This window comes from Pseudomonas sp. 3MA1 (genome assembly GCF_029237275.1).
GTDB lineage: Bacteria > Pseudomonadota > Gammaproteobacteria > Pseudomonadales > Pseudomonadaceae > Aquipseudomonas > Aquipseudomonas fluorescens_AP.
Window position 1 is genome coordinate 338,825 of the sequence record NZ_JAACFX010000001.1, and the last position, 24,318, is coordinate 363,142.

At 66.0% G+C, this 24,318-nt stretch carries 24 protein-coding genes; 16 read left to right on the top strand and 8 right to left on the bottom strand.

The window, feature by feature from the left end:
- Positions 1-9: 9 nt before the first annotated feature.
- The 3 genes from GWQ44_RS01600 (at position 10) to GWQ44_RS01610 (ending at position 2,288) form a co-directional block, all read left to right on the top strand.
- Complete coding sequence (locus tag GWQ44_RS01600) at positions 10-1,224, top strand: SAM-dependent methyltransferase (RefSeq protein ID WP_103739592.1); 1,215 nt, start codon at positions 10-12, stop codon at positions 1,222-1,224.
- Positions 1,225-1,386: 162 nt separating this feature from the next.
- Positions 1,387-1,968, top strand: coding sequence for a DJ-1/PfpI family protein (locus GWQ44_RS01605; RefSeq protein WP_016965474.1), 582 nt, complete (start codon positions 1,387-1,389; stop codon positions 1,966-1,968).
- A gap of 14 nt (positions 1,969-1,982) precedes the next feature.
- Positions 1,983-2,288 (top strand): ribbon-helix-helix domain-containing protein, encoded by a 306-nt coding sequence (locus GWQ44_RS01610; RefSeq protein ID WP_275926497.1) that lies wholly within the window; start codon positions 1,983-1,985, stop codon positions 2,286-2,288.
- 132 nt (positions 2,289-2,420) lie between these two features.
- Here GWQ44_RS01610 and GWQ44_RS01615 read toward each other — a convergent pair whose 3' ends face one another.
- Positions 2,421-3,422 (bottom strand): GntR family transcriptional regulator, encoded by a 1,002-nt coding sequence (locus GWQ44_RS01615; protein ID WP_103739593.1) that lies wholly within the window; start codon positions 3,420-3,422, stop codon positions 2,421-2,423.
- Positions 3,423-3,788: 366 nt separating this feature from the next.
- Here GWQ44_RS01615 and GWQ44_RS01620 point away from each other — a divergent pair, with 366 nt between their 5' ends.
- The 8 genes from GWQ44_RS01620 to GWQ44_RS01655 all read left to right on the top strand — a co-directional run bounded on the left by GWQ44_RS01620 (position 3,789) and on the right by GWQ44_RS01655 (position 11,622).
- On the top strand, positions 3,789-5,147 hold the full coding sequence (locus GWQ44_RS01620; RefSeq protein WP_275926498.1) for an amidase: 1,359 nt from the start codon (positions 3,789-3,791) through the stop codon (positions 5,145-5,147).
- Positions 5,148-5,194: 47 nt separating this feature from the next.
- On the top strand, positions 5,195-6,076 hold the full coding sequence (locus GWQ44_RS01625) for a polysaccharide deacetylase (protein WP_060837914.1): 882 nt from the start codon (positions 5,195-5,197) through the stop codon (positions 6,074-6,076).
- A gap of 28 nt (positions 6,077-6,104) precedes the next feature.
- Positions 6,105-7,445 carry an MFS transporter gene (locus GWQ44_RS01630; protein ID WP_060837915.1) on the top strand — a complete coding sequence of 447 codons (1,341 nt, stop codon included), beginning with the start codon at positions 6,105-6,107 and terminating at the stop codon, positions 7,443-7,445.
- 12 nt (positions 7,446-7,457) lie between these two features.
- Positions 7,458-8,219: an SDR family NAD(P)-dependent oxidoreductase gene (locus GWQ44_RS01635; RefSeq protein WP_275926499.1), complete on the top strand. Its 762-nt coding sequence runs from the start codon at positions 7,458-7,460 to the stop codon at positions 8,217-8,219.
- A gap of 128 nt (positions 8,220-8,347) precedes the next feature.
- Complete coding sequence (locus GWQ44_RS01640; RefSeq protein ID WP_102878671.1) at positions 8,348-9,097, top strand: SDR family NAD(P)-dependent oxidoreductase; 750 nt, start codon at positions 8,348-8,350, stop codon at positions 9,095-9,097.
- Between the two features lie 13 nt (positions 9,098-9,110).
- Complete coding sequence (locus GWQ44_RS01645; protein ID WP_275926500.1) at positions 9,111-9,410, top strand: hypothetical protein; 300 nt, start codon at positions 9,111-9,113, stop codon at positions 9,408-9,410.
- Entirely contained in the window at positions 9,407-10,414 is a 1,008-nt protein-coding gene (locus GWQ44_RS01650) for a GTP-binding protein (RefSeq protein ID WP_275926501.1), read from the top strand. The genes GWQ44_RS01645 and GWQ44_RS01650 overlap by 4 nt, the downstream gene beginning before the upstream one ends.
- Complete coding sequence (locus GWQ44_RS01655; protein ID WP_275926502.1) at positions 10,414-11,622, top strand: extracellular solute-binding protein; 1,209 nt, start codon at positions 10,414-10,416, stop codon at positions 11,620-11,622. Before GWQ44_RS01650 ends, GWQ44_RS01655 begins: the two co-directional genes overlap by 1 nt.
- A 3-nt stretch (positions 11,623-11,625) precedes the next feature.
- On the opposite strand, the gene GWQ44_RS01660 is transcribed toward GWQ44_RS01655, so the two are convergent.
- The 7 genes from GWQ44_RS01660 to GWQ44_RS01690 form a co-directional block, all read right to left on the bottom strand.
- A complete protein-coding gene (locus GWQ44_RS01660) occupies positions 11,626-12,246 on the bottom strand; it encodes a hypothetical protein (protein ID WP_275926503.1) in 621 nt (206 codons plus the stop codon).
- 9 nt (positions 12,247-12,255) lie between these two features.
- Positions 12,256-12,546, bottom strand: a complete 291-nt coding sequence (locus GWQ44_RS01665; RefSeq protein WP_233172442.1) for a hypothetical protein — start codon at positions 12,544-12,546, stop codon at positions 12,256-12,258.
- 210 nt (positions 12,547-12,756) lie between these two features.
- A complete protein-coding gene (locus tag GWQ44_RS01670) occupies positions 12,757-15,318 on the bottom strand; it encodes a TonB-dependent receptor (RefSeq protein ID WP_275926504.1) in 2,562 nt (853 codons plus the stop codon).
- 119 nt (positions 15,319-15,437) lie between these two features.
- Positions 15,438-16,400: a FecR domain-containing protein gene (locus GWQ44_RS01675; RefSeq protein ID WP_275926505.1), complete on the bottom strand. Its 963-nt coding sequence runs from the start codon at positions 16,398-16,400 to the stop codon at positions 15,438-15,440.
- Positions 16,397-16,945, bottom strand: a complete 549-nt coding sequence (locus tag GWQ44_RS01680) for an RNA polymerase sigma factor (protein ID WP_275926506.1) — start codon at positions 16,943-16,945, stop codon at positions 16,397-16,399. The genes GWQ44_RS01675 and GWQ44_RS01680 overlap by 4 nt, the downstream gene beginning before the upstream one ends.
- Before the next feature lie 210 nt (positions 16,946-17,155).
- On the bottom strand, positions 17,156-18,739 hold the full coding sequence (locus tag GWQ44_RS01685; protein ID WP_275926507.1) for a rhodanese-related sulfurtransferase: 1,584 nt from the start codon (positions 18,737-18,739) through the stop codon (positions 17,156-17,158).
- Positions 18,736-19,365, bottom strand: coding sequence for a cysteine dioxygenase (locus tag GWQ44_RS01690; RefSeq protein ID WP_275926508.1), 630 nt, complete (start codon positions 19,363-19,365; stop codon positions 18,736-18,738). Before GWQ44_RS01690 ends, GWQ44_RS01685 begins: the two co-directional genes overlap by 4 nt.
- Before the next feature lie 106 nt (positions 19,366-19,471).
- On the opposite strand from GWQ44_RS01690, the gene GWQ44_RS01695 reads away from it, so the two are divergent.
- From GWQ44_RS01695 to GWQ44_RS01715, 5 genes are all read left to right on the top strand, one after another.
- On the top strand, positions 19,472-20,359 hold the full coding sequence (locus tag GWQ44_RS01695; protein WP_275926509.1) for a LysR family transcriptional regulator: 888 nt from the start codon (positions 19,472-19,474) through the stop codon (positions 20,357-20,359).
- A 167-nt stretch (positions 20,360-20,526) separates the two neighbouring features.
- A complete protein-coding gene (locus GWQ44_RS01700) occupies positions 20,527-21,348 on the top strand; it encodes an ABC transporter permease (RefSeq protein ID WP_275926510.1) in 822 nt (273 codons plus the stop codon).
- A 2-nt stretch (positions 21,349-21,350) separates the two neighbouring features.
- Positions 21,351-22,130, top strand: coding sequence for an ABC transporter ATP-binding protein (locus tag GWQ44_RS01705; protein WP_275926511.1), 780 nt, complete (start codon positions 21,351-21,353; stop codon positions 22,128-22,130).
- Entirely contained in the window at positions 22,127-23,332 is a 1,206-nt protein-coding gene (locus GWQ44_RS01710; RefSeq protein ID WP_275926512.1) for an acyl-CoA dehydrogenase family protein, read from the top strand. Before GWQ44_RS01705 ends, GWQ44_RS01710 begins: the two co-directional genes overlap by 4 nt.
- The gene (locus GWQ44_RS01715; protein ID WP_275926513.1) at positions 23,332-24,267 is read left to right on the top strand and encodes a D-isomer specific 2-hydroxyacid dehydrogenase family protein; all 936 of its coding nucleotides are present in this window, start codon (positions 23,332-23,334) and stop codon (positions 24,265-24,267) included. Before GWQ44_RS01710 ends, GWQ44_RS01715 begins: the two co-directional genes overlap by 1 nt.
- Positions 24,268-24,318 lie beyond the last annotated feature (51 nt).

Consider the following 24,318-nt stretch of genomic DNA (forward strand, 5'->3'; position numbering starts at 1 on the left):
CCTGCCCCCATGTCTGTGACCGCACCTTCCGCCCGCCCCGCGCCGGATCATCACGCCCAGTTCCTGCAATTGCTCGACACCAGCCTTGCGCAAAACGCCTTTATCAAGCTGGTACTGGCCAAGCACGTGGGCCCGGAGGCGGAGTTGCAACGCCTGATCATCAAGCAGCTGACGGTCAAGGAGCAGCCGTGCCTGTCCTTCGTCTATCGCTACAAGACCCGCGATATCACCAAGAACTTCCCCCTGGACGAAGGCATCGCCGCCATCGCCGAGCTGCTGCCGGCGGCGTTCAAGAACGCCCACCTGCTGACCCTGACCGACGAAGTGCAGCTCGAATACAGCAAGAAGGGCAAGAGTTCGCTGTTCAAGGGCAAGCCGCAAACCCAGCGCGATGTACCGTCGGCCGAGCACAACCGGGAGAAGAACCGCTTCCTCGACCTCAGCCGGCCGTTTCTCGCCGATCTTGGGGTGACCAACCAGCAGCACGAACTGATCCCGGCCATGTCGCGCAAGTGGAAGCAGATCAACAAGTTCATCGAGGTCTTCAGCCACGCCCTGGGCAGCTCGCCGATCAAGCTCGACCAGCCAGTGCGGGTCGCGGACTTCGGTTCCGGCAAGGGCTACCTGACCTTTGCCATCCATGACTACCTGCGCAACACCCTCAAGGCCGAGGGCGAAGTCACCGGCGTCGAGTTGCGCGAGGACATGGTGACCCTGTGCAACGCCGCCGCGCAGCGCCTGGAGCACCCGGGCCTGGTGTTCAAGTGCGGTGACGTGCGCAGCGTGGCCCCTAGCCAGCTGGAGGTGATGATCGCCCTGCATGCCTGCGACATCGCCACCGACTATGCGATCCACACCGGCATCCGCTCCGGCGCGGCGATCATCATGTGCTCGCCGTGCTGCCACAAGCAGATCCGCCAGCAGATCCAGAGCCCGGCGCTGCTCAAGCCGATGCTGCAATACGGCCTGCACCTGGGGCAGCAGGCAGAAATGGTCACCGACAGCCTGCGAGCGCTGTTCCTCGAAGCCTGCGGCTATGAAACCAAGGTCTTCGAGTTCATCTCCCTGGAGCACACCAACAAGAACAAGATGATCCTCGCGGTCAAGCGCGCCGAACCGGTAGACCCGACTCAACTGCTGGCCAGGATCGAAGAACTCAAGGCCTTCTACCAGATCAGCGAACACTGCCTCGAAACCCTGCTCAAGGCAGACCAGCAGCTGTAAGCGACAAGCGGCCAGCCGTAAGCGAGAAACCTGCAGCCAGCCACTTGCAGCTATCCACTTGCCGCTTGCCGCTGTAGTAAGCGGCTATTACCCGGACTGGCGCAATGGGACTACCTTGAGTACTTCTTCCGCCCACGTCTTTCCCTGAAAGGAGTCCACTCCATGGCCGCGAAAAAGATCCTCATGCTGGTTGGCGATTACGTCGAAGACTACGAAGTGATGGTGCCGTTCCAGGCGCTGCTGATGGTCGGCCACACGGTGCACGCCGTGTGCCCCGACAAGCGCGCCGGGCAGACCGTGCGCACGGCGATCCACGACTTCGAGGGCGACCAGACCTACAGCGAGAAACCGGGGCACCTGTTTGCCCTCAACTTCGACTTCGCCCAGGTCAGCTCCGCTGATTACGACGCGCTGCTGATCCCCGGCGGACGTGCTCCGGAATACCTGCGGCTGAACGCCAAGGTGCTGCAACTGGTCAAGGAGTTCGACCAGGCCGGCAAGCCGATCGCCGCGGTGTGCCATGGCGCGCAACTGCTGGCCGCGGCCGGCATCCTCGAAGGCCGCGAGTGCAGCGCCTACCCGGCCTGTGCCCCGGAAGTGCGGCTGGCGGGCGGCACCTACATCGATATCCCGGTGACCGAAGGCCACGTCCAGGGCAACCTGGCCACCGCCCCGGCCTGGCCGGCGCACCCTAGCTGGCTGGCCGGTTTCCTGGGCCTGCTGGGCACCCAGATCACCCTGTAAGCGAGGACCACGCCATGTGCGAGCTGTACGTCAAGGCCGACCCGATTCTCTACGAGTCCCGTTCCCGCTCGCTGCGCATCTGTGGCGTGGTCACCACCTTGCGCCTGGAAAACCAGTTCTGGGACATCCTCAGCGAGATCGCCGAAGCCGACGGCATGACCACCAACCAGCTGATTGCCAAGCTGTATGAAGAGGTCATGGATTACCGTGGCGAAGTGGTGAATTTCGCCTCCTTCCTGCGGGTCAGTTGCACCCGCTACCTGAGCCAGCGTCGCACCACCGCGCCCGATCTCAGCCTGGTGCGGCGCAACGCACTGTAGCCGCTGCCGCAGGCTGCGAACGGCCAGCAGGGACGCGGGTTCTCAAGGCCGCCGGAGGTTTGGCGGGCGATCGCCAAGCAAGGTCCTGCGGACCTTTGCGCAGCCTCGCAGGCTCGGCAGCGGCTACAGGGTTCAGCTGATTTTGCTGAGGAAGCCCGGGAGTTCCGGTTCCGGGAGCACCGAGAGCACCTTGAGGCGTTGCAGCATGCGCTGGCCGGCGCGTTGCAGGTGTTCGCGAAGGTTCAGGGCGGCGGCGTCGAAGGCGCCGTGCAGCAACAGTTCGAGAATCAGTCGGTGCTCGGCAAGCATCGCCGGGTCGGCGCCGATGCCCAGCAGACGGTAGAAGATCCGGTTGATGATCATCGGGCTCTGGGCCTGGCGGATCAGCGCCGCCATCTTGCGGTTGTGCAAGCCGCTCAGGCAGTGCTGGTGCAGGTCTTCTTCCAGGCGCTCCAGCACCTGCAGGTCGCAATGCTCGGCCTGTTGCGCCTGGGTCACCCGTTCCAGCATCTGTTCCAGCCATTCACGGCCCAGGCCCGGCGCGCTCTGGCGCAGGGCTTCGGGTTCCAGGCAGGCGCGCAGTTCGTAGTCTTCGGTGACTTCGCGGGCGGTCAGCGGCCCGGCCAGCCATTGGGAGTAGGGCTCCTTTTCCACCAGGCCGCGGTCGCGCAGGCGCATCAGCGCTTCGCGGACCACCGCGCGGCTGACGCCGTAGTGCTCGGCGGCGGCCTGTTCGTCGAGGCGAAAGTGACCGAAGGCGATGCAGGTGGAGAGGGCGCTGCCCAGTTCTTCGTAGATCCGTTCCCCCAGGGGCCGGGTGTCCACCAGTTCTTCGTCGCTGGCCAGTCCCAGGTGGGCATGGCTCAGGGGCAGGCGCAGCGGTTCGATTTCCAGGCCCTGGGGGTTGATCAGGTAGCCGCGGCCGTCAAAACGGCTGATCAGGCCTTCGCCATGCAGCAGGTCAAGGGCCTTGCGCACCGGCACCCGGCTGGTGCCGAACAGTTCCGCCAGCGGCGCTTCCAGCAGCACCAGGCCCTGCAGGGCGGTGCCCTGGAGGATGGCGTCGCGCAATACCTGACGGATCATGGCGTAGCGCGATGCGGTGCGCGGGTCCTCTGCTGACACTGCTTTCATCGGTTCCTCTAGGGGCTGGGCGGCGATGGCCGGGGATTCTCTCACAGTTGCCGAGTGTCACTGAGTGCCACGTTTGGCTGCCCCGTCCTGGGGCCGTCAGGGCTGAGTTGTTACCTTTCTGCACCAAAATGTACTTTTTCATAAAAGATACATTATTTCATTGGCGAAACCAGGCACGAGGATTTTCTCCATCGATCGCCTCGTGGTCTGTATCAGCAACCCACTCTGGCTCGATATTGCAGAGGGATTTGCGAGTTTTCAGAGTCGCTGGAGCGGTGCGCGTGCTCCTGAGCTGGCACGGAATCTGCTCTGGATAAAATGTACATTTTAATAATTAGTACATTTTATCGATTTGCGGAGTGAACCATGCACGCTGATTCGTTGAACGATGCCACGGCCATGGCCCAAGCCTTTGCCCAGGGCCGCACCGATCCGGTCCAGGTTCTGGAGCAGGCCCTGGCGTTGGCCGAGGCGACGCCCCATGTGTTCATTTCCCTGTGCCCGGCCCGGGCCCGGCGCGAGGCCGAGGCGGCTGCCGCCCGTTGGCGCGATGGCCAGCCGCTGAGCCTGCTCGATGGCGTGCCCCTGGCCTGGAAGGACCTGTTCGACCTCGCCGGCAGCATCACCACCGCCGCCGCCCAGGTGCGTCGCGAGGCACCGCCGGCCAGCATCGATGCGCCCAGCGTGCGGCAGTTGTGCCGCGCCGGGCTGGTCAGCCTGGGCAAGACCAACCTCAGCGAATTCGCTTATTCCGGGCTCGGCCTGAACCCGCACTTCGGCACCCCGATCAACCCCCACAGCGATGCCCAGCCACGGATTCCCGGTGGCTCCTCGGCAGGCTCCGCGGTGGCGGTGGCGGCCGCTATCGTGCCGATCGCCATGGGCACCGACACTGCCGGTTCGATCCGCATTCCCGCGGCCTTCAATGGCCTGGTGGGCTACCGCGCGACCTCCCGGCGCTATGACCGCGAGGGGGTATTTCCCCTGGCCGAAAGCCTCGACAGCCTCGGGCCGCTGACCCGCAGCGTGCGTGATGCCTGGCTGATCGACGGCCTGTTGCGCGGTGGCGATCCCCGGCAATTGCCGGCGCCCCGCAGCCTGGCCGGGCAACGCTTCTGGGTCGATTCGCAAGTGCTTGACGACAGCCGTACCCAGGCCGCCGTGCGGGCCAATCTGCGGGTGGTCATCGACAGCCTGCAACAGGCCGGGGCGCTGGTGGAACAACGGCCGCTGCACAGCCTGCAGGCGACGTTGCAACTGATCCAGGAACAAGGCTGGCTGGGCGCCGCCGAGGCCTTCGCCCTGCACCAGCCGTTGCTCGACAGCGAGTACGCCGAACAGCTCGATCCACGGGTCCGCCGGCGCCTGGAAAGCGCCCGGCAGATGCCGGCCAGCCAACTGCTGCGGCTTTACCAGGCGCGGCGCCAGTTGCAGCAGCAGATTCACGACGAACTGGACGGCGCCGTGCTGATCACCCCCACCGTGGCTCATGTGGCGCCGCCCCTGGCGCCTCTGGAGCAGGACGACGAGCTGTTTGCCCGGACCAACCTGGCGACCCTGCGCCTGACCATGCCCGGCAGTTTTCTCGATATGCCCGGGGTGGCCCTGCCCAGCGGCCGCGATGCCCAGGGCCTGCCAACCGGGCTGTTGCTGAGCCTGCCCCAGGGCCATGACCAGCAGTTGCTGAGCGCGGCCCTGGCGCTGGAGGCGGCGCTGCCGCGCTAAGCCCCGACGACTTTTTTCCAACAACAAGCAATCACTGGAGGCCGCTCATGGCTAAAGAAATTCTCTGTGCATTTGGTGTCGATGTGGACGCGGTGGCCGGCTGGCTCGGCTCCTACGGCGGCGAGGATTCGCCCGACGACATCTCCCGCGGCCTGTTCGCCGGCGAGGTCGGCGCGCCGCGCCTGCTCAAGCTGTTCGAGCGCTATGGCCTGCGCACCACCTGGTTCATCCCCGGCCACTCGATGGAGACCTTTCCCGAGCAGATGAAGGCCGTGGCTGATGCCGGCCACGAGATCGGCGTGCACGGCTACAGCCACGAGAACCCCATCGCCATGACCGCCGAACAGGAGGAGATCGTCCTCGACAAGTCCATCGAGCTGATCACCCGGGTCACCGGCAAGCGCCCCACCGGCTACGTCGCGCCCTGGTGGGAATTCAGCAAGGTAACCAACGAGCTGCTGCTGAAAAAGGGCATCAAGTACGACCACAGCCTGATGCACAACGACTTCCATCCCTACTACGTGCGGGTCGGCGACAGCTGGACCAAGATCGACTACAGCCAGCACCCCGACACCTGGATGAAACCTCTGGTGCGCGGCCAGGAAACCGACCTGGTGGAGATCCCGGCCAACTGGTACCTGGACGACCTGCCGCCAATGATGTTCATCAAGAAGGCGCCCAACAGCCACGGCTTCGTCAACCCGCGGCACCTGGAAGAAATGTGGCGCGACCAGTTCGACTGGGTCTACCGCGAGCACGAACACGCGGTGTTCACCATGACCATCCACCCCGACGTCTCCGGCCGCCCGCAAGTGCTGTTGATGCTCGAACGCCTGATCGAACACATCCAGAGCCACGCCGGTGTGCGTTTCGTCACCTTCGACGAGATCGCCGACGACTTTATCCGCCGCCACCCGCGCAACCGCTGATCCCGGCCACTTCATCGAGGCGTGATTGATGTCTATCTATAACAAGCTCGACCTGACTGGCTGGAAACCCCAGCAACTGACCCCGGACCAGGTGCGCTTCGCCACCTGGATCGCCTTCTTCGCCTGGGTCTTCGCGGTGTATGACTTCATTCTGTTTGGCACCCTGCTGCCGGAGATCGGCCGGCACTTCGGCTGGGGCGAGGTCGAGCAGGCCGAAATCGCCACCTGGGTGGCGGTGGGCACCGCGGTGGTGGCCCTGGCCATCGGGCCGCTGGTGGACAAGCTGGGGCGGCGCATGGGCATCATTTTCACCGTCAGCGGCTCGGCCATCTGCTCGGCGCTGACCGCCATCGGCGGCGCCTGGGGCAAGTCGCCGCTGATCCTGATCCGCTCCCTGGGTGGCCTGGGGTACGCCGAGGAAACGGTGAACGCCACCTACCTCAGCGAGCTGTACGCGGCCTCCGATGATCCGAAGCTGGCCAAGCGCCGGGGCTTCATCTACAGCCTGGTGCAGGGTGGCTGGCCGGTGGGGGCGCTGATCGCCGCCGGGCTGACCGCGGTGCTGCTGCCGATTATCGGCTGGCAAGGCTGCTTCATCTTTGCCGCGATCCCGGCCATCGTCATCGCGGTGATGGCGCGCAAGCTCAAGGAGAGCCCGCAGTTCCAGATCCACCAGCGCATCAGCCAACTGCGCAAAAGCGGTTCGGTCAGCGAGGCGCAGGCGGTGGCGCTGACTTACGGCGTGGACTACGACGAGCACAGCAAGGCCGGCCTGGCCGCGGCCTTTCGTGGCCCGGCGCGGCGCGCGACCCTGGTGATCGGCGCGGCGATCCTGCTCAACTGGGCGGCGATCCAGGTGTTCAGCGTGCTGGGCACATCGGTGATCGTCAGCGTGCACCACATCTCCTTCGAGAACTCGCTGATCATCCTGGTGCTGTCCAACCTGGTGGGCTACTGCGGCTACCTGAGCCACGGCTGGATGGGCGACAAGATCGGCCGGCGCAATGTCATCGGCCTGGGCTGGATGCTCGGCGGCCTGTCGTTCGCCGGCATGCTCTACGGCCCGAGCAACCTGCCGATGGTGGTGGGCCTCTACAGCCTGGGCCTGTTCTTCCTGATCGGCCCGTACTCGGCGGCGCTGTTCTTCATCAGCGAAAGTTTTCCCACCAGCATCCGCGCCACCGGCGGCGCGATCATCCACGCCATGGGCCCGATCGGCGCGGTGGTGGCGGGCTTCGGCGCCACCCAGGTGCTGTCCGCCGGTGGCGACTGGCAGACCTCGGCCCTGTATTTCGGCGCGCTGCCTTGCTTTCTCTCCGGTGCGCTGATGTTCGCCGCGCGCCATGTGCGTCCTGAAACCGTTCAATAAGGAAAGAGATCCATGACTCAACAAGTCGCCTTGATCACCGGTGCCGCCAGCGGCATCGGTCAGGCCCTGGCCGTGGCCTATGCACGGGCCGGTGTGGCGGTGGTGGGCGGTTATTTCCCCGCCGACCCCCATGACCCGCAAGCCACCCGCGAGCTCGTGGCCGAGGCGGGCGGGCACTGCCTGATGCGGCCCCTGGACGTGACCGACAGCGCCTCGGTGGACGCCCTGGCCGAGCAGGCCGTGGCGCACTTTGGCCGCCTCGATTACGCCGTGGCCAATGCCGGCCTGCTGCGCCGTGCGCCGTTGCTGGAGATGACCGACCAAGCCTGGAACGCCATGCTCGATGTCGACCTGACCGGGGTCATGCGCACCTTCCGCGCGGCGGTCAAACACATGGAGGAGGGCGGTGCCCTGGTGGCGATTTCCTCGATTGCCGGCGGCGTCTATGGCTGGCAGGACCACGCCCACTACGCCGCGGCCAAGGCCGGGGTGCCGGGGCTGTGCCGCTCGCTGGCGGTGGAACTGGCGGCCCGGGGCATTCGCTGCAACGCGGTGATCCCGGGGTTGATCGAGACCCCGCAGTCGCTGGACAGCCGGAACTCCCTGGGCCCGGAAGGCCTGGCCAAGGCGGCCCGGGCGATTCCCCTGGGCCGGGTCGGGCGGGCCGACGAAGTGGCGTCGCTGGTGCGCTTTCTCACCAGCGACGAGTCCAGCTACCTGACCGGGCAGAGCATCGTCATCGATGGCGGCCTGACGGTGCGCTGGCCGGACTGAGCTGCGGTTGCGACCTGTAGCTGCCGCCGAGGCTGCTCACCGCTCTAGCGCCAAACCTTCAACGTCCGCAAATCAGCCGCGCCCCTTCGGGGGCGTCCAGGGGCTGAGCTTTTTCAGGAGTGCTGCACATGCAACACCTGCACAACCGCCGCGCCGTGATCACGGGTGCCGGCAGCGGCATCGGCGCCGCTATCGCTCGGGCCTATGCCGTCGCCGGCGCTCGCCTGCTGCTGGCCGACCGCGACCCCGCGCGCCTGGCCGAGAGTGTTCAAGCCTGCCGCGAACTGGGTGCCGAAGTCGTCGAATGCCTGGCCGATGTCGGCAGCGTCGAAGGCGCCCAGGCCGGGGTCGATGCCTGCGTCGAGCATTTCGGCGGCATCGATATCCTGGTCAACAACGCCGGCATGCTGACCCAAGCCCGTTGCGTCGACCTCTCCATCGAGATGTGGAACGACATGCTGCGGGTCGATCTGACCAGCGTCTTCGTCGCCAGCCAGCGGGCCTTGCCCCACATGCTGGCGCAACGTTGGGGGCGGATCATCAACGTCGCCTCGCAACTGGGGATCAAGGGCGGCGCCGAGCTGACCCACTACGCCGCGGCCAAGGCCGGGGTCATCGGTTTCACCAAGTCCCTGGCCCTGGAAGTGGCCAAGGACAACGTACTGGTCAACGCCATCGCTCCGGGGCCGATCGAGACGCCGCTGGTGGCCGGCATCAGCAGCGCCTGGAAAACCGCCAAGGCCGCCGAATTGCCCCTCGGGCGTTTCGGCCTCGCCGATGAGGTGGCGCCCACCGCGGTGCTGCTGGCCAGCGAGCCGGGGGGCAACCTGTTCGTCGGCCAGACCCTGGGCCCGAACTCCGGGGATGTCATGCCATGAAGGAGGACTGAGCATGTGCGGCTTATGCGGGCTGCTGGGCGAAGACGTGCACTGGAGCGATCCGCTGGGGGATGAGCTGCCCCTGCGTCGCGAACGCTTGCGCAGAATCGCCGCGATCAATCGGGTACTGGCGCCGTTGCGGCTCAAGGTCGAAGACTTCCAGGGCTCGGCCTACTTGCTGCTCGGCGCCACTGGCCGCCAGGAGCTGGCCAGCGGCCTGGAGCAGCTGTGGAGCCTGGCCGAATCCATGCTCGGCCGACCCCTCGATCCTCTCGACCCCGTGCTTCTCAAACACCTGGAGCAACAGCCATGAGCATGCCGCTGAACGTCATCACCGGGTTTCTCGGCAGTGGCAAGACCACCTTGCTCAACCGCCTGTTGCAGGATCAGAGCCTGGGCGACACGGCGTTGCTGATCAACGAGTTCGGCGATATCGGCATCGATCATCTGCTGGTGCAGGAGGTCGCGCCGGACACCGTGCTGCTGCCCAGCGGCTGTGTCTGCTGTTCGGTTCGCGGCGAGTTGAAAGAGGCGCTGCTGGCGCTCCTGGCGCGGCGCAGCCGGGGCGAGGTCCCGGCCTTTCGCCGGGTGCTGCTGGAAACCACCGGGCTGGCCGACCCGGCACCGATCCTGGCCACGGTGAATAACGACCCGCAATTGCGCGGGCGGGTGCACATCGGCCTGCTGGTGACCCTGGTGGATGCCAGCCACGCGGAGTTGCAGGAGCGCCTGCACCCGGAGTGGCTGGCCCAGGTGGCGGCCGCGGATCGCTTGCTGCTGAGCAAGACCGATTGTGTCGACGAGGCGACCCAGGCGGCGTTGCGCGAGCATCTGCAGCGGCTCAATCCCGGTGCGCCGCTGTTGCTGACCCAGCAGATCCAGAGCGGTGACCAGCTGTTGCTGGGGGAGGGGCTGCGCGGTGCGACGGCCGAGCGGGAAGTGGCGCGCTGGCAATTGCAGCGGCCACTCAAAGCGGCTGCGCCACAGCATGGCGCGGCGCAAGTGTGCAGCCTGGAGTTCGAGCAAGCGCTGGATTGGGTGGGCTTCGGGGTCTGGTTGTCGATGCTGCTAAGATGCCACGGCGAACGAATTCTGCGGGTGAAAGGATTGCTCAATATCAACGCCAGCCAGGCCCCCATCGTCATTCATGGCGTGCAGCATTGCCTGCACGCTCCCGTACATCTGCCGCGCTGGCCCAGTGCCGATCATCGCTCGCGGCTGGTGTTTATCCTGCGCGGGCTGGAGCCTGAGCCACTGCGTCATTCTTTCGAGGTGTTTGCCCGCAGCTTCGCTCCGCTCGCTGGGGAGAGTGCCTGATGGCGGCGACGCAACCGGTCACCCTGCGGGTACTGGGCACCTCGGTGACCCTGCTCGAATCCCTGCGGCTGCGCGCCGAGCAGGACCTGGGCATTCGCCTGGTGTATCAGGTGCACGATGTGGAACAGGCCCAGCGCATCGCGGTGATGCAGCCGGACAGCTACGACCTCTATGACCAGTGGTTTCACAACGTCGATTTCGTCTGGCCGGCCCAGGCGATCCAGCCCATCGATACCCGGCGCATTGCCCTGTGGCACGAGATCAACGACCTGCCCAAGCGTGGACGCTTGTCGCCCAGCGATCGCCTGGGCAGTGGCAGCGTGCCCAGCGAACGGCTCTATGTGCAGCACGACGGCAGCCTGGGCAGCACGGTCAGCGAGCGCATCAGCATGCTGCCGCTGACCCACAACGCCGACAGTTTCGCCTATCGCCCGGAGCGCCTGCCGGCGGGGTTTTCCAGCGCCAACGAGAGCTGGGGCTGGCTGCTGGAACCGGCCTGGAGCGGGCGTATCGCCTTGCAGAGCGACGCCGCGATCGGCGCTCTGGACGCAGCCCTGGCGGTGCAGGGTTGTGGCCTGGAGTCGTTCAAGGACATCGGCAACCTGAGCATCGAGGAGATCGACCGGCTGGCGCAGATCCTGGTGCGCAAGCAGCGCGAAGGGCATTTCGCGGCGTTCTGGTCGGACGACGAAGAAGCTGCGCAACTGATGCTCAGCCCGCGCATCGATATCCAGAGCCTGTGGTCGCCGACCCTGATGCGCTTGCACCGTGCCGGGGTCAAATACCGTCTGGCGGTGCCGCGCGAGGGCTACCGCGCCTGGTTCGGCGGCCTGTCGTTGTCGCGCCATGCCCAGGGTGCGGTGCTGGACGCGGCCTACGCCTATCTCAACTGGTGGCTGTCGGGCTGGCCCGGAGCGGTGATGGCGCGCCAGGGCTACTACATCGGCAACCCGGCGCGTACCCGCGATCACCTGAGCAGCGCGGAATGGGATTACTGGTACGCCGGCAAGCCGGCCCGGGAAGAGTTGCCGGGCAGCGATGGCGCGCCGCTGATCGATATCGGCGAGACTCGCGACGGCGGTTCCTACCCGCAGCGCATGGGGCACATCGCCGTGTGGAACTCGGTGATGGACGAGCACAACTATCTGGTGCGCCGTTGGGGCGATTTCCTGCGGGCGGGCCGTGCGGCGGGCCGCGGCAAAGGCTGAGGGCTAGAGCCCCAGGCGTGCCAGCTGGCGCAGGTCGGCGATCACCGCCGGGTTGCCGCCTTCGAGCACATCCAGGCGCATCTGCGCGATCAGCGATTTGAGCAGCTCGGTCTGGGTCATCCGGGTGGCTTGCAGCAGGCGCGCAAGATCCTCGGCCACATAGTGGTTGACCTTCAGCGACAGGCGTTTCATGGCCTGCACGGCAGGCAACTGGCGGGCCTCGGCCTGCTCGACCAGGTACGCGGCGAAGCCGCTGTGCACCTGCTCCAGGGAAGATGCCGCGGGGGCGCTGAAGTAGTAGCCGAGGAACAGTTTGCGCATCTGCACTCCGGCATCCGGGACCACGCAGTGCATCGCCGCATCCAGTACATCGAGGTAGACCGCTGGCAGCCGCGCCTCGATGGAGGTCAATGACTGCTTGCGCGCTTCCTTGATCGCCGGTGTCGACTGGGGCGGAATGGCCACGGTGGTGGCGCACTGGTCGCAGACTCCCACCAGGATGTCCCGGGCCAGGCCGTTGCCGTCGCTGAAGGGGACGTCGCGCCGCAGGTAGGTGATGCCGACCACCTGTTGGCAATGCTCGCAGAGCGCCTTGCCCCGGTCGCCTTGCAGAAAGAGTTTCATGGGTTGCCCTCATCGGTGAACGCTGATGAACCACACATCTGGCTCGATAAAGTAGAACTTGATGTACCAGCCGGCCTTTTTCAGCACGTGGACCGCGATGCCCGGCACGCTGTGGTGGGCGCTGCAACTGTGGTCCTGGCCCTTGCAGGCGCCTATGACCTCGATCAGTTGACCGGCCGAGACTTCGCCCGTGGCCAGCAGGTTCTTGACCTCGATCGAACCGCGCGCGGCATGCAGATAGTTGCCGTCCTGTAGTGCATTGATCAGGTCCCGCCTGACCTTCCTGAAGCCTCTGTCCATGATGTCTTCTCGGTTGTACGACAACCGTCGTACATAATCAATGGGAAGTTGACTGAAAGCGCCCAAAGGCATTTCAGCGGTTTTCAGGGGGGCGTCGATCTTAGCCCGGCAGGTGCGGGCGGCAGGGCCGGGCTAACGGCTTGCAATACATCCGTGATGGCCAACGGCTGGCCTGCTGCGGTGCGTTCGCTGCACCGCAGCCCTTTATCGTCAGAAGAAGCGGGTCACGCTGATCTTGGCGTTGCGCCCCAGGCTGGAGGCGTTCTCGCCGCTCAGCGGTGGGCGATAGTCACGGTTGAACATGTTGTCCAGGGTGAAGTTGACTTCGGTGCCCTTGAGGTAAGGCTGCTGGGGTTTCCAGTTGGCGAACAGGCCGTGCACGTTGTAGCGGTCGTTCTTGTACTGGTCCCAATAAGAGTCGCCCAGGGCGCTGCCCGGGCCGCCGGAATAGATGTCGCTGGGCACCCGGTCGGTCTGGCGCACCCACTGGCCCTGCCAGCCCACTTGCGCATCCCACTGCGGAATCTTCACCCCCAGGCTGGCCACCCACTTGCGTGGCGGAATGTCCCGGGCCCAGACGTTCGGCCCCCAGGGATTGGTGTAGGCCCCTTCATGCTTGCCGGTGATCCACGAGTAGGACAGCGAGCCGAACAGGTAGGTCGAGTCGTAGAAGCTTTCCACCTCGAAGCCCTTGATGGTCAGGTCGCCGATGTTGCGATAGACCCCGATGGTCGGCTGGTTGCACACCTGGCTGATGCTCTTGCCGCTGCTGAGTTGCTCGGGGCAGCCGATCCCGAGGTTCTTCATGATTTCGTCTTTGATGGTGTTGTGGAACAGCGTGGTGCGCACCTGTACGCGGTCGGCCTGGGTGAACACGTCGGCGAAGCTGGTGATGTTACCGGCGCGCAACGCGGTGATGCGTTCCGGGTCGAGGTCGCGGCTGGTGGCGGAACGGGTGGAGGCGGCCGACTGGACCTCGTACTGCTCGTCGATCAACGGCGCGCGCCAGGTCTTGCTGTAGTCGGCGAACAGGGCGAATTGCGGAGTCACCGTCCAGAACGCCGACAGCCGAGGCGACCAGCCGGTGTAGGTCTTGTCGCCGTAATCGTGGCCCGCCACCGGGTCGGGGCTGTTGTAGATCGGTGCGTCGTTCTTCTGGCCGCGGTTGCGCACATGGTCGTAGCGCAGGGACGGGGTCAGGGTGAAGTCCCCCAGGGTGATGGCGTCCTGGATGTAGAAGGCATTGTTGTCGACCTTGCCGTGGGGCATGAAGCCCGGCTGGTAGTGGCCGTAGTTGTACTTGGGCACTTCATAGGTCTTGCCCGGCATCCACATGTCGACTTCGCGGGTGTGCTTGCGGATCTGGATGCCATTGGTCAGCGCGTGCTCCAGCGGGCCGGTGCTGAAGCGGCTGGTGTTTTTCAGGGCCAGGATCTTGTCGTCATAGCCCACGGTGATCTTGCGGCCACCGGAGGCCGGCTGGAAGAAGGCGTTCGGCCCGCGTTCGTCGGTCTGGTCGGTGGTGGAATCGGAGTACTTGGCCTCGAAGTCGATCCAGGGATTGTCCACGGGGGTGTACTGGTACTTGGCGATCCAGGTGGTGTCGATGGTGTTGCGCTGGGCCAGGAAGCGCCGGGTGGCGCCGTCATAACCGTACTTGTTGATATCGCTCTGGCTCGGCGGCGTCGGGTAGCTCTTGGCCGAGAAGGGCGCCCAGATGTCGCTGTTGGAGCGCATGTAGCTCAAGCCCAGGCGATGCTCGTCAGTCAGTTGCATGTTCAGCTTGAACAGCTCGCCTTGCATGTCCTGGGCGGTGTTGGGCAGGCGCTTGGGGTTGATCGGGTAGGCGTTCTTCGGGTCGGGCTGGGCGCTGGCGATCTTCATGTCGTCGCCGTCGCGCTTGGTCCAGTAGGCCAGGGCATCGAAGCGCTGATCATCGGTGCGGCCGTACACCGCGCCGGTGTAGGCCTGTTCATGGCTGTTGCTGCTGTAGCCGTACTTGAGCATGGCGCCGCTGTTGCGCCCGTCTTGCAGCAGGTCCGGGGCATCCTTGGTCTCCATGTGCACGGTGCCGCCGAAACCGCCGTTGCCGGTCTCGGGGGAGTGCGGGCCTTTTTCCACTTCGATGCGCTTGATCAGTTCCGGCTCGATGAACACCGAACCCTGCTGGTAGCGTTCGAAGCCGCTTTTGGTGGCGCCATCGACGCTCATCGGCACGTCTTCGGCATCCCCCAGGCCCCAGATGTTGATGGTCTGGCCGCCGGGTTTGAGCGAGCCGCCCAGGCTCACGCCGGGCAGGGTGTCGATCAGGCTGACCACGTTGGTGGCCTGGTGGCGATCGATTTCCGCCTGGTTCAGGGTCGAGCGACCGACACTGGCGGCGTCCACCTCGGTGCCGTTGCCGATCACGCTCACGGCCCCCAGTTGCAAGGCCGAACCGCTGCTCAGGTTGGTCTCGGCAGGGCGCACGATGTAGGTGTTGTCGACTTTCATCAGGTTGAACCGGCCGTCCTGCAGCAAGGTGCGGATCGCCTCTTCCGGGCTGTAATCGCCCTGCAGGGCCGGGGCCTTGGCGTTGCGCAGCAGTTGCTCATCGAACAGCAGCTGGATCTTCGCCTGCTGGGCGATCTGGCTCAGGGACGCGGCCAGAGGCTGCGCCGGCAGCTGGAAATGCAGCGGCCCGGCATAGGCTTGCAGGCTGAATGCCAGGCAAGCGGCGAGCAGGGTCGGGCGGGTACGGACTAACGGAACAGGCAAGAACGCGCGAAACATGACTTCCCCCAGAGCGGCTTAAAGGCCAGAAAGGCGCTGCGCACAGAGCGCAGACAGGAGGAAGACGCGGCAGTGAAAAAATACCTCATATGCGAATGCAAAATATTCTCATATGTCGTTCAGCGGGCTTCGATCTTCAACTGACCGTTGGCCTGAACCCGGGTTTTCACCGGAATCAGGGCGGGCAGGGCCTTGACCAGGGCATCCGGGTCGTTGACGTCGAGGTTGCCGGACACCTTGTAGGCGCCGATGGAGCCCTCGGCCAATTGCACCGGCTGCCGCCGGTAGAGGTTCAGCTCGTCCACCAGGCTGGCCAGGTCGCGGTTGCGAAAGGCCAGGCGCCCGCTGCGCCAATCGGCCACTGCATCGCTGTCCAGGGTCTGCTGGCGCAGGGTGCCTTTTTGCAGGTCGTAGGTGGCTTGCTGGCGAGCGCCGAGCAGGGTCAGCTCGCCGGGCCGGCCATCCGGACTGAAGGCCACCTGGCCGTGGGCCACGCTGACCACCAGTTGGCGCTGGCCACGGCGCACATCGAACGCGGTGCCCACCACCCGTACCTTGGCCGCGCCGCTGTGCACCCACAGCGGCCGCTCCTGATCGGCGGCGACCTCCAGGAACAGCTGGCCCTGCTGCAGGTAGATATCCCGTTGCCGGGCGCTGAAATCCACCTTCACCTGAGTATTGGCATTGACGTAGAGGGTGCTGCCGTCCGGCAGCTTGAAGGTTCGCGCGCCCTGTTCCTGTGCCGCGATCTGCTGCCGGTACGGCGCCAGTGGCGTCCCCAGGTTGAGCGCCAGCACCGCGCACACTACGGCAGCCGCCACTGCCAGGGCCGGCCGCCAGTGGGAGGCCTTGCGTCGGGGGAGCGGCATTGGGCGGCTCAGTTGCTGCAACTGCGCCAGATCGACCCACAACTGTTCGAATTCGGCATAGGCCCGGGCGTGGGCCGGCTCACTGACCCAGTTGTCGAACGCCTTGCGCGTGGCCCGATCCGGATCATTGCGGTTACGGGCGAACCAACTGGCGGCCTGGGCATCGATCTGCTCGCTGTCGAGGTCGTCCTGTGGGCCGGAAAAGCGGGTCATTCAGGCTGCTCCTTGCCATTTTCTCGTTGTAGGTGTTGCTTGCAATGCAGCAGGGCAAAGGCGATGTGCTTCTCCACCATGCTCACGGAAATCCCCATGCGCTCGGCGATCTGCGTCTGGCTCAGCCCCTCGAAGCGGTGCAGCATAAGGGCTTCGCGACGCCGCTGCGAGAGCTGGGCGAGGACTTCCTTCAATTGTTCCAGGCGTTGCAGGCGCTGGGCGGCGGGCAGTGGTTCGTGCTGTTCGTCGGCCAGGGGCTCAGTGTCCAAGGCGGATTCGGCATGGGCCGGGTGATGCACCCTGGAGCGCACCTGCTGGCGCCGCCAGTGATCGCGCAGCAGGTTGCGTGCCATCTGGAACAGGAAGGCCCGGGGCTGTTCGACCTGATCCCGGTCCCGGTAATCGAGCCATTGGGTGAACACGTCCTGGGTCATGTCCGCCGCGTCGCTGGCGTTGTCCGTGCGTTTACGCAGGAAATGCAGGATATCCGCATAGAACCCGCGGACGGAGTCCGCCAGTGCAGAGTCGGGCTTGGAGCGAGACATGGATATCCTTCTTGACGACGCGTTGAGCACAAGGTCGCAAATGATATCGAGAATTATTGCTATTTGTCACTTGAGCCGATTGAGCATCAGCCTTGGCCGTCGACGCTCCTGAGGGCAGGGCACGACCGGAGTGCTTGTTCGCCGGCAAGCCGGCTCCTACGGAGGTGGCAACCAACCCGGGAGTGTAGGAGCTGGCTTGCCAGCGAAGGCTCAGATCACGAAGAAGCCGTGGGTGCCGTCGCGACGCAGTTGTTCCACCAGGCCGAATTCCCAGTCCAGGTAGCCCTGCATGGCCTCCCGGGGATTGTCGGTGCCCTCGTAGGGCCGGCGGTAGCGGTCGATCCGCGGCGAGGCCAGTTGCTGACGGCTTTCCTCGACGGGCAGGCCGGCGTCGATCCAGGCCGTGGTGCCGCCGCTGAGCAGGAACACCGGGCGCTGGGTCAGGGCCTGCAACTGGGGCACCACAAAACGCGCCAGCAGGCTGCTGCCGCAGGTCAGCACATAGCGTTCGGGCTGGGGCAACCGGGCCAGGGATTCCTGCAACTGGCTGGGCAGCACCCACCAGGCCCCGGGGATGTGGCGTTGCACGTAGTTGGCGCTGGCGGTGACATCCAGCACCAGGGTGCCGGGTTGCTCCAGCCAGGCGGCCAGGGTCCGGGGGCTGATTTCTTCGGCCGGCGCGGTGTCCGGCAGCGGTGCCTGCCAGGCGCCGCGCACGCTGAAGTCGCTGGCGCGCAGGCCGTCGAGCACCGCCACCTGCCAGCCCATCTGGGCCAGCCAGGAGGCGCTCATGTTGGCCCGCACACCGTCGTCGTCCACCAGCACCAGGCGTGCGCCGCGCACGCTGGCGAAGTGATCGGTTTCCTGCACCAGTTGCCCGCCGGGCGTGGAGCGGGCACCGGGCAGGTGGCCGGCGGCGAATTCCTCCGGAGTGCGCACATCGAACAGGTAGTGGGTGCGCTTGGCATCGGCCTGCCAGCGCCGCCACTGGGCCAGGTCGATGCGCGCCACATCGGCCCGGTCCGCGACCGCCCGCGCCGCGGTTTGCGCTTCGGCCCGCTGCTCCTCGTCGACCGGGCGGAAGCGCCGATTCTGGCCGTGCTCCAGTTTTTGCCCGGCCAGGGTCCAGCCGATGGTGCCGTTGCGCAGGGCCGCCACCGGGTTGGGGATGCCGGCGTTGACCAGGGACTGGGTGCCAATGATGCTGCGGGTGCGTCCGGCGCAGTTGACCACCACCCGGGTGCGCGGATCGGGAGCCAGCTCGCGCACCCGCAGCACCAGTTCGGCGCCGGGCACGCTGGTGCTGCCGGGGATGCTCATGGTCTGGTATTCGTCGAAGCGCCGGGCATCCAGTACCACCAGGTCGGCCTGCTGGTCGAGCAGTGCCTGGAGTTCCTCGGCGGCCAGGGACGGAGTGTGGCGCTCGGCTTCCACCAGTTCGCCAAAGGCCTTGCTCGGTACGTTGACGTCCTTGAACAGCTCACCGCCGGCGGCGCGCCAGCCCTCCAGGCCGCCTTCGAGCAGGGCGACATCGCGGTAGCCCAGTTGCCCCAGGCGGGTCGCCGCGCGCTGGGCCAGCCCTTCGCCCTGGTCGTAGAGGGTGATCGGGGTGTCGCGCCGGGGGATGCGCGCATAGACCTCCAGCTCCAGTTTCGACAGCGCGATATTGGCCGCGAACAGCGGGTGGGCTTCGGCGAAGGGCGCCTCTTCGCGGACATCGATCAGCGCCAGTTCCTGGCGCTCGAGCAGGGCCTGACGAATCTGCGCCGGGCTGCGGGTAGGGAAATCGGTCATTGCAGGGGCTCCTTCGACAAGTCCCAGAGGTTAGGCAGCAAGCGGTTGGAATAACCGGAGACAAAGGGCTTCTCGTGACCGTCCGGAGCGTATACGGCACGGCGTACCGCACCGATATTGGCGCCGTACACATGGATGCTGATGGACACCCGGTCGGCGTAGGCGTTGGTCACCTGATGGATGTCGCCAATGCGCGGCGACACCGCTTCCACTTGCCCCGGCACCAGGCGAATCGGAGCCCCCGCAGGTTGCAGGCGGCCGTCCGCCAGGCGTTCGAAACCCTGGGAGTCTTCGGCGCCGCGGAGCATGCCGATCAGGCCCCAGACCCGGTGATCGTGGATCGGCGTGCGCTGCCCCGGACCCCAGACAAAGCTGACGATGGAAAAGCGCTGGCGCGAGTCGGCATGCAGCAGGAATTGCTGGTAGCGCTGCGGGTCGGGCTGGGCGAATTCATCGGGCAGCCAGTCGTCCTGGCTCACCAGACGCTGCAGCAGATCGGCGCCGTGCTCCAGTATCCGGGCCTCGTCGGGATGGCTGTCCAGCAGCTCGGCCAGGGCGGCGATAAAGTCCCGCAGGCGGGCCAAGTTGGGTGTATCGATAGCGACTGTTGCGGCGTTGTGGGGCATGGGCTCCCTCCGTGGACACAAGGCAAATGACGCAAACTACACGGGCGAGCTAAAAGGTATTATTCTTCTCTAACATTTTTCCAGTCATTTATTATGCGAAAAAAGAATGAAGATAGATGATCTGAACGCGTTCGTGGCGGTGATCCGCTGCCAGACCATCAGCCAGGCGGCCGATGCCCTGCAATTGACCCAGCCGGCCATCACCCGCCGGGTGCAGAATTTCGAGGAAGCCCTGGGGGTGGAGTTGCTGGACCGCAACACCAAGCCGCTCAAGCCCACCAGCATGGGCTTGCGGGTTTACGGCCAGTGCCTGGAAGTGCTGCGCAGCATCGATGCCCTGAACGAGCTGGTGGCCAATGACGGCGCCCCCAGCGGCGCCCTGCGCATCGGCGTGCCGCAGACCATTGGCGACGTGGTGCTGCTGGATGCCCTGAGCCAGCTGAAGAACCTCTATCCGCAGTTGCAGACCTCGGTGGCTACCGGCTGGGGCAGCCACCTGCTGAGCAAGGTCGAGAACGGTGAGCTGGACGTGGTGGCGGCGCTGTTTCCCGCCGGCAAGGTGTTCCCCGAAGGGGTGGTGGGGCGCTCCCTGGGCAGCATGAACCTGGTGGTGGTGGCGGCCAAGGTCGAGGTGCGCAAGCGCTCCTGCAAGCTGGCCGACTGCTACCAGCGCGGCTGGGTGCTGAACCCCGATGGCTGCGGTTTCCGGGCCGGCCTGCAACGGGCCTTGAGTGCCCAGGGCCTGACCTTGCAGATCAACCTGGAAACCTTCGGCACCGAGCTGCAACTGGGGCTGATCGCCAATGGCCTGGGTTATGGTCTGGTGCCGCTGCCGCTGCTGGAAAACAGCAGCCACCGGGACAAGCTGGAGATAGTGCCGGTCAGCGACTTCAAGCCGGTGATCGACCTGTGGCTGGTGCACCCGCGCTTCCTTGGCAACCTGCAGGAGCCGGTGAGCCTGTTTGGCGAAATGGTCGCTGCGCGCGTCGGCTAGCCGCGGGTGCGGGGCAAATCGGCGCCTGCTGGTTTATCCTTTGTTTGCATATATCTCTATTTGCTGAATGCATTTTTTGTATATTAAGTTAGAACCAAAACGAATTTCACGGACGTTTTTTATGTAGTTAGCATGGGGCTCGAACGCGCTGAAATAGGGATGTTGAAATGCCTGCGCAAGCCCCGCTCTCCTTGTCTGCCCGCTGGACCGAGCGCCCCGGAGTGAAGTTCCTGGGCAATCTGTCGCTGCGCCTGATCAGCCCGCTGTTGCTCCTGCTGCTCTGGGAACTGGCCTCCCGCAGCGGGCTGTTGCCGGCGCGGATCATCGCCGCCCCCAGCACCATCGGCGACACCCTGTGGCAGATGCTCGGCAGTGGCGAGTTGGGCGGGCACCTGTGGGTGTCCCTCAAGCGCGCCCTCAGCGGACTGGCCATCGGTGTCAGCCTGGGCACTGTCCTGGCCCTGCTGGCGGGGTTGTCGCGGCGCGGCGAGATCGCCATCGATTCGCCGATGCAGATGCTGCGTACCCTGCCGTTCCTGGCCATCGTGCCGCTGTTCATTCTCTGGTTCGGCGTGGGCGAGACGCCGAAGATCGCGCTGATCGCCCTGGGCACCACCTTTCCCATCTACCTCACGCTGTTCTCCGGCATCCGCAGCCTGGATCCCAAGCTGCTGGAGGCGGCGACCCTACTCGGCCTCAAGCGCTGGGAACTGGTTGTCCACGTGATCCTGCCCGGGGCGCTGCCGGCGTTCTTCGTCGGCCTGCGCTACGCCTTCGGCATCAGCTGGCTGGGGCTGGTGGTGGTGGAGCAGATCAACGCCAGCGCCGGTATCGGCTACCTGGTCAACGACGCCCGGGATTTCATGCGTACCGACGTAATCGTCATCTGCCTGCTGGTCTACAGCGTGCTCGGCCTGGGCATCGACGGGCTGGTACGCGGCCTCGAACGTTGCGCCCTGGCCTGGCGCCCGACCTTTATCAGGAACTGACCATGACTGTGTCATTGCCCCAACCGCGCCCTGTGCGCACCGCCGTCGAATGCCGCGGAGTGACCCGACGTTTTGCCGGGCAGGCGGTGCTCGACGGCCTGGACCTGGACATTGCCCCGGGGGAGTTCGTCGCCCTGCTGGGCAGCAGCGGTTCGGGCAAGACCACCTTGCTCCGGGCCCTGGCCGGGCTGGAGCCCATCGATGAGGGCCGCTTGCAGGTGCCCGCGGCCATGGCCGCGGTGTTCCAGGAGCCACGGCTGATGCCCTGGAAGCGCGTATGGCGCAACGTTGCCCTGGGCGTGCGCGGGGCAGGAGTCCGCGAGCGGGCCGAGGCGGCGCTGGGCGAGGTCGGGCTGGCCCATCGGTTGGGCGCCTGGCCCGGCACCCTGTCCGGCGGCGAAGCCCAGCGCGTGGCCCTGGCCCGGTCCCTGGTACGCGAACCGCAGCTGTTGCTGCTGGATGAGCCCTTCGCCGCCCTCGACGCCCTGACCCGGATTCGCATGCATCAACTGATCATCCGCCTGTGGCGGGCGCACACCCCGGCGGTGCTGCTGGTGACCCACGATGTCGATGAGGCCTTGCTGCTGGCCGACCGGGTGCTGGTGCTGGCCAACGGGCAAATCGCCGAACAACTGCCGATCCGCCTGCCGCGTCCGCGTCAGGCCGCCACTCCGGGCTTCCAGCCACTGCGCGCGCGGCTGCTGCAACTGCTTGGAGTCGAAACCGAGGCCGAGCCGGCCGTCGACCTTTCCCACCCCTTGAGCAGGACTGCCAGCCGATGAGCCTTTCCAGCGTGCAACCGTCTCCGTCCGTGTCCCGTCCCGTGCCTGATCCGGATTCCAGCGAGTTCGCCGACCTGCTGCAGCGGTTGAGCGAGGAGTTCGCCGCCACCGCGGCCCATTACGATCGCCACAGTGAGTTTCCCCACGCCAACCTGCAGCGCCTGCACCAGCATGGCCTGCTGGCCTTGACCGTGCCCCGGGCCCTGGGCGGCAGCGAGGCGACCCTGGCCCAGGCGCGGCGGGTGATCGGCGCCGTGGCCCAGGGCGAGCCCTCCACCGCGCTGGTGCTGGTGATGCAGTACCTGCAGCACACGCGCCTGCAACAGAACACGGCCTGGCCCCTGCACCTGCGCCAGCGCGTGGCCCGCGAGGCGGTGCACGAGGGCGCGCTGATCAATGCCCTGCGGGTCGAACCGGACCTCGGCACCCCGGCTCGGGGCGGCTTGCCGGCGACCCAGGCACGACGGGTCGAGGGTGGCTGGTTGCTCAGTGGGCGCAAGATCTACTCCACCGGCATTCCCGGGCTGACCTGGCTGGCGGTCTGGGCCCGCAGCGATGAGGCCGAGCCGCAGGTGGGCACCTGGCTGGTGCACCGCGACAGCCCCGGCATTCGCATCGAGGAAACCTGGGACCACCTGGGGATGCGCGCCACCGGCAGCCACGACGTGATCTTCGACGAGGTGTTCGTGCCCGAGGAACACGCGGTGGACATCCAGCCGGCCAATGTTCCGCGCCCCTCGGAGCTGGACAGCAAGGGCGTGCTCTGGCTGGCGGTGCTGCTGTCGGCGATCTACGACGGCGTGGCCCGCGCGGCTCGCGACTGGTTGCTGGGCTGGCTAGCCCAGCGCGCTCCGGCCAATCTCGGCGCGCCGTTGTCGAGCCTGCCGCGCTTCCAGGAACTGATCGGGCGCATCGACGCCTTGTTGCTGAACAACCGGGTGCTGCTGGATGCCGCCGCCGAAGGGCGGATCGCCCCGGGCGAGGCGACCCAGATCAAGTACCTGGTGACCAGCAACGCCATCAGCGCCGTGGAGCTGGGCATCGAAGCCATCGGCAATCCCGGGCTGGCCCGGGGCAACCCCATCGAGCGGCATTATCGTGATGTGCTGTGCAGCCGCATCCACACCCCGCAGAACGACGCGATCCTCGGCGCCGTGGGCCGCGCCGCCTTTGCCTTGCCCAGCCGGGGAGCCCAGGTGTGATGCGCATTGCCAGCCAGTTGGATGAAGCCTTCAACCAGCAACTGCGCCAGGGGTTGCCGGGTGTCGAGGTACTGAGCCTGCCCCGGGGGCTGCCCCGCGCGCTGCCGGGAGATGTGCAGGTGCTGCTGGCCGCGCCCCACGCTGATTTTCGTGATGCGCCAGAGCCGCCCGCGGGCTGGCCCTTCGGTTTGGGCTTCGTGCAATTGGTGACCTCGGGCCTGGATTATTTTCCCCGGTGGCTGTTCCAGGATCTGCCGGTGGCCAGCGCCCGGGGCAGCACCGCCGAGAGCATTGCCGAGTTTGCCCTGGCGGCGATCTTCGCCGCCGCCAAGCAACTGCCCCAGGTGTGGATCGAGCACGCCGAACACTGGCAGCAACGGCCGCTGGCCTCGGTGGCCGGCAGCACCCTGGGGCTGTTCGGCTTTGGCAGCATTGCCCGCGAACTGGCGCCCAAGGCCCAGGCCCTGGGCATGCAAGTGCTGGCCCTGCGCCGTTCGGCACAGCCGTTCGAGGTGCCCGGGGTTCAACCGGTGGCCGACCTGCATGAGCTGTTTGCCCGCGCCGATCACCTGCTGCTGGCGGTGCCCCTGACCGAGCACACCCGGCGGATCATCGACGCCGATGTCCTGGCGGCGGCCAAGCCGGGATTGCACCTGATCAATATCGCTCGCGGCGCGCTGATCGATCAGCCGGCGCTGTTGCAGGCCCTGGATACGGGGCGCATCGGCCTGGCCAGCCTGGACGTGGCCGACCCCGAGCCGCTGCCCGCGGGCCACGCGTTCTATCGCCATCCACGGATTCGCCTGTCGCCCCACACCTCGGCCAACTCGCCGCGGGTCTACCTGAATATCGCCCGTTTGCTGGGGCGCAATCTGCAGCGCTGGAGCGATGGTTTACCCCTGGAAAACCCGGTGGAGATCCAGCGTGGCTACTAACGCGCAGTTACAGCCTTGGCCTGCAGCGCTTCGTGTAGCCGCTGCCGCAGG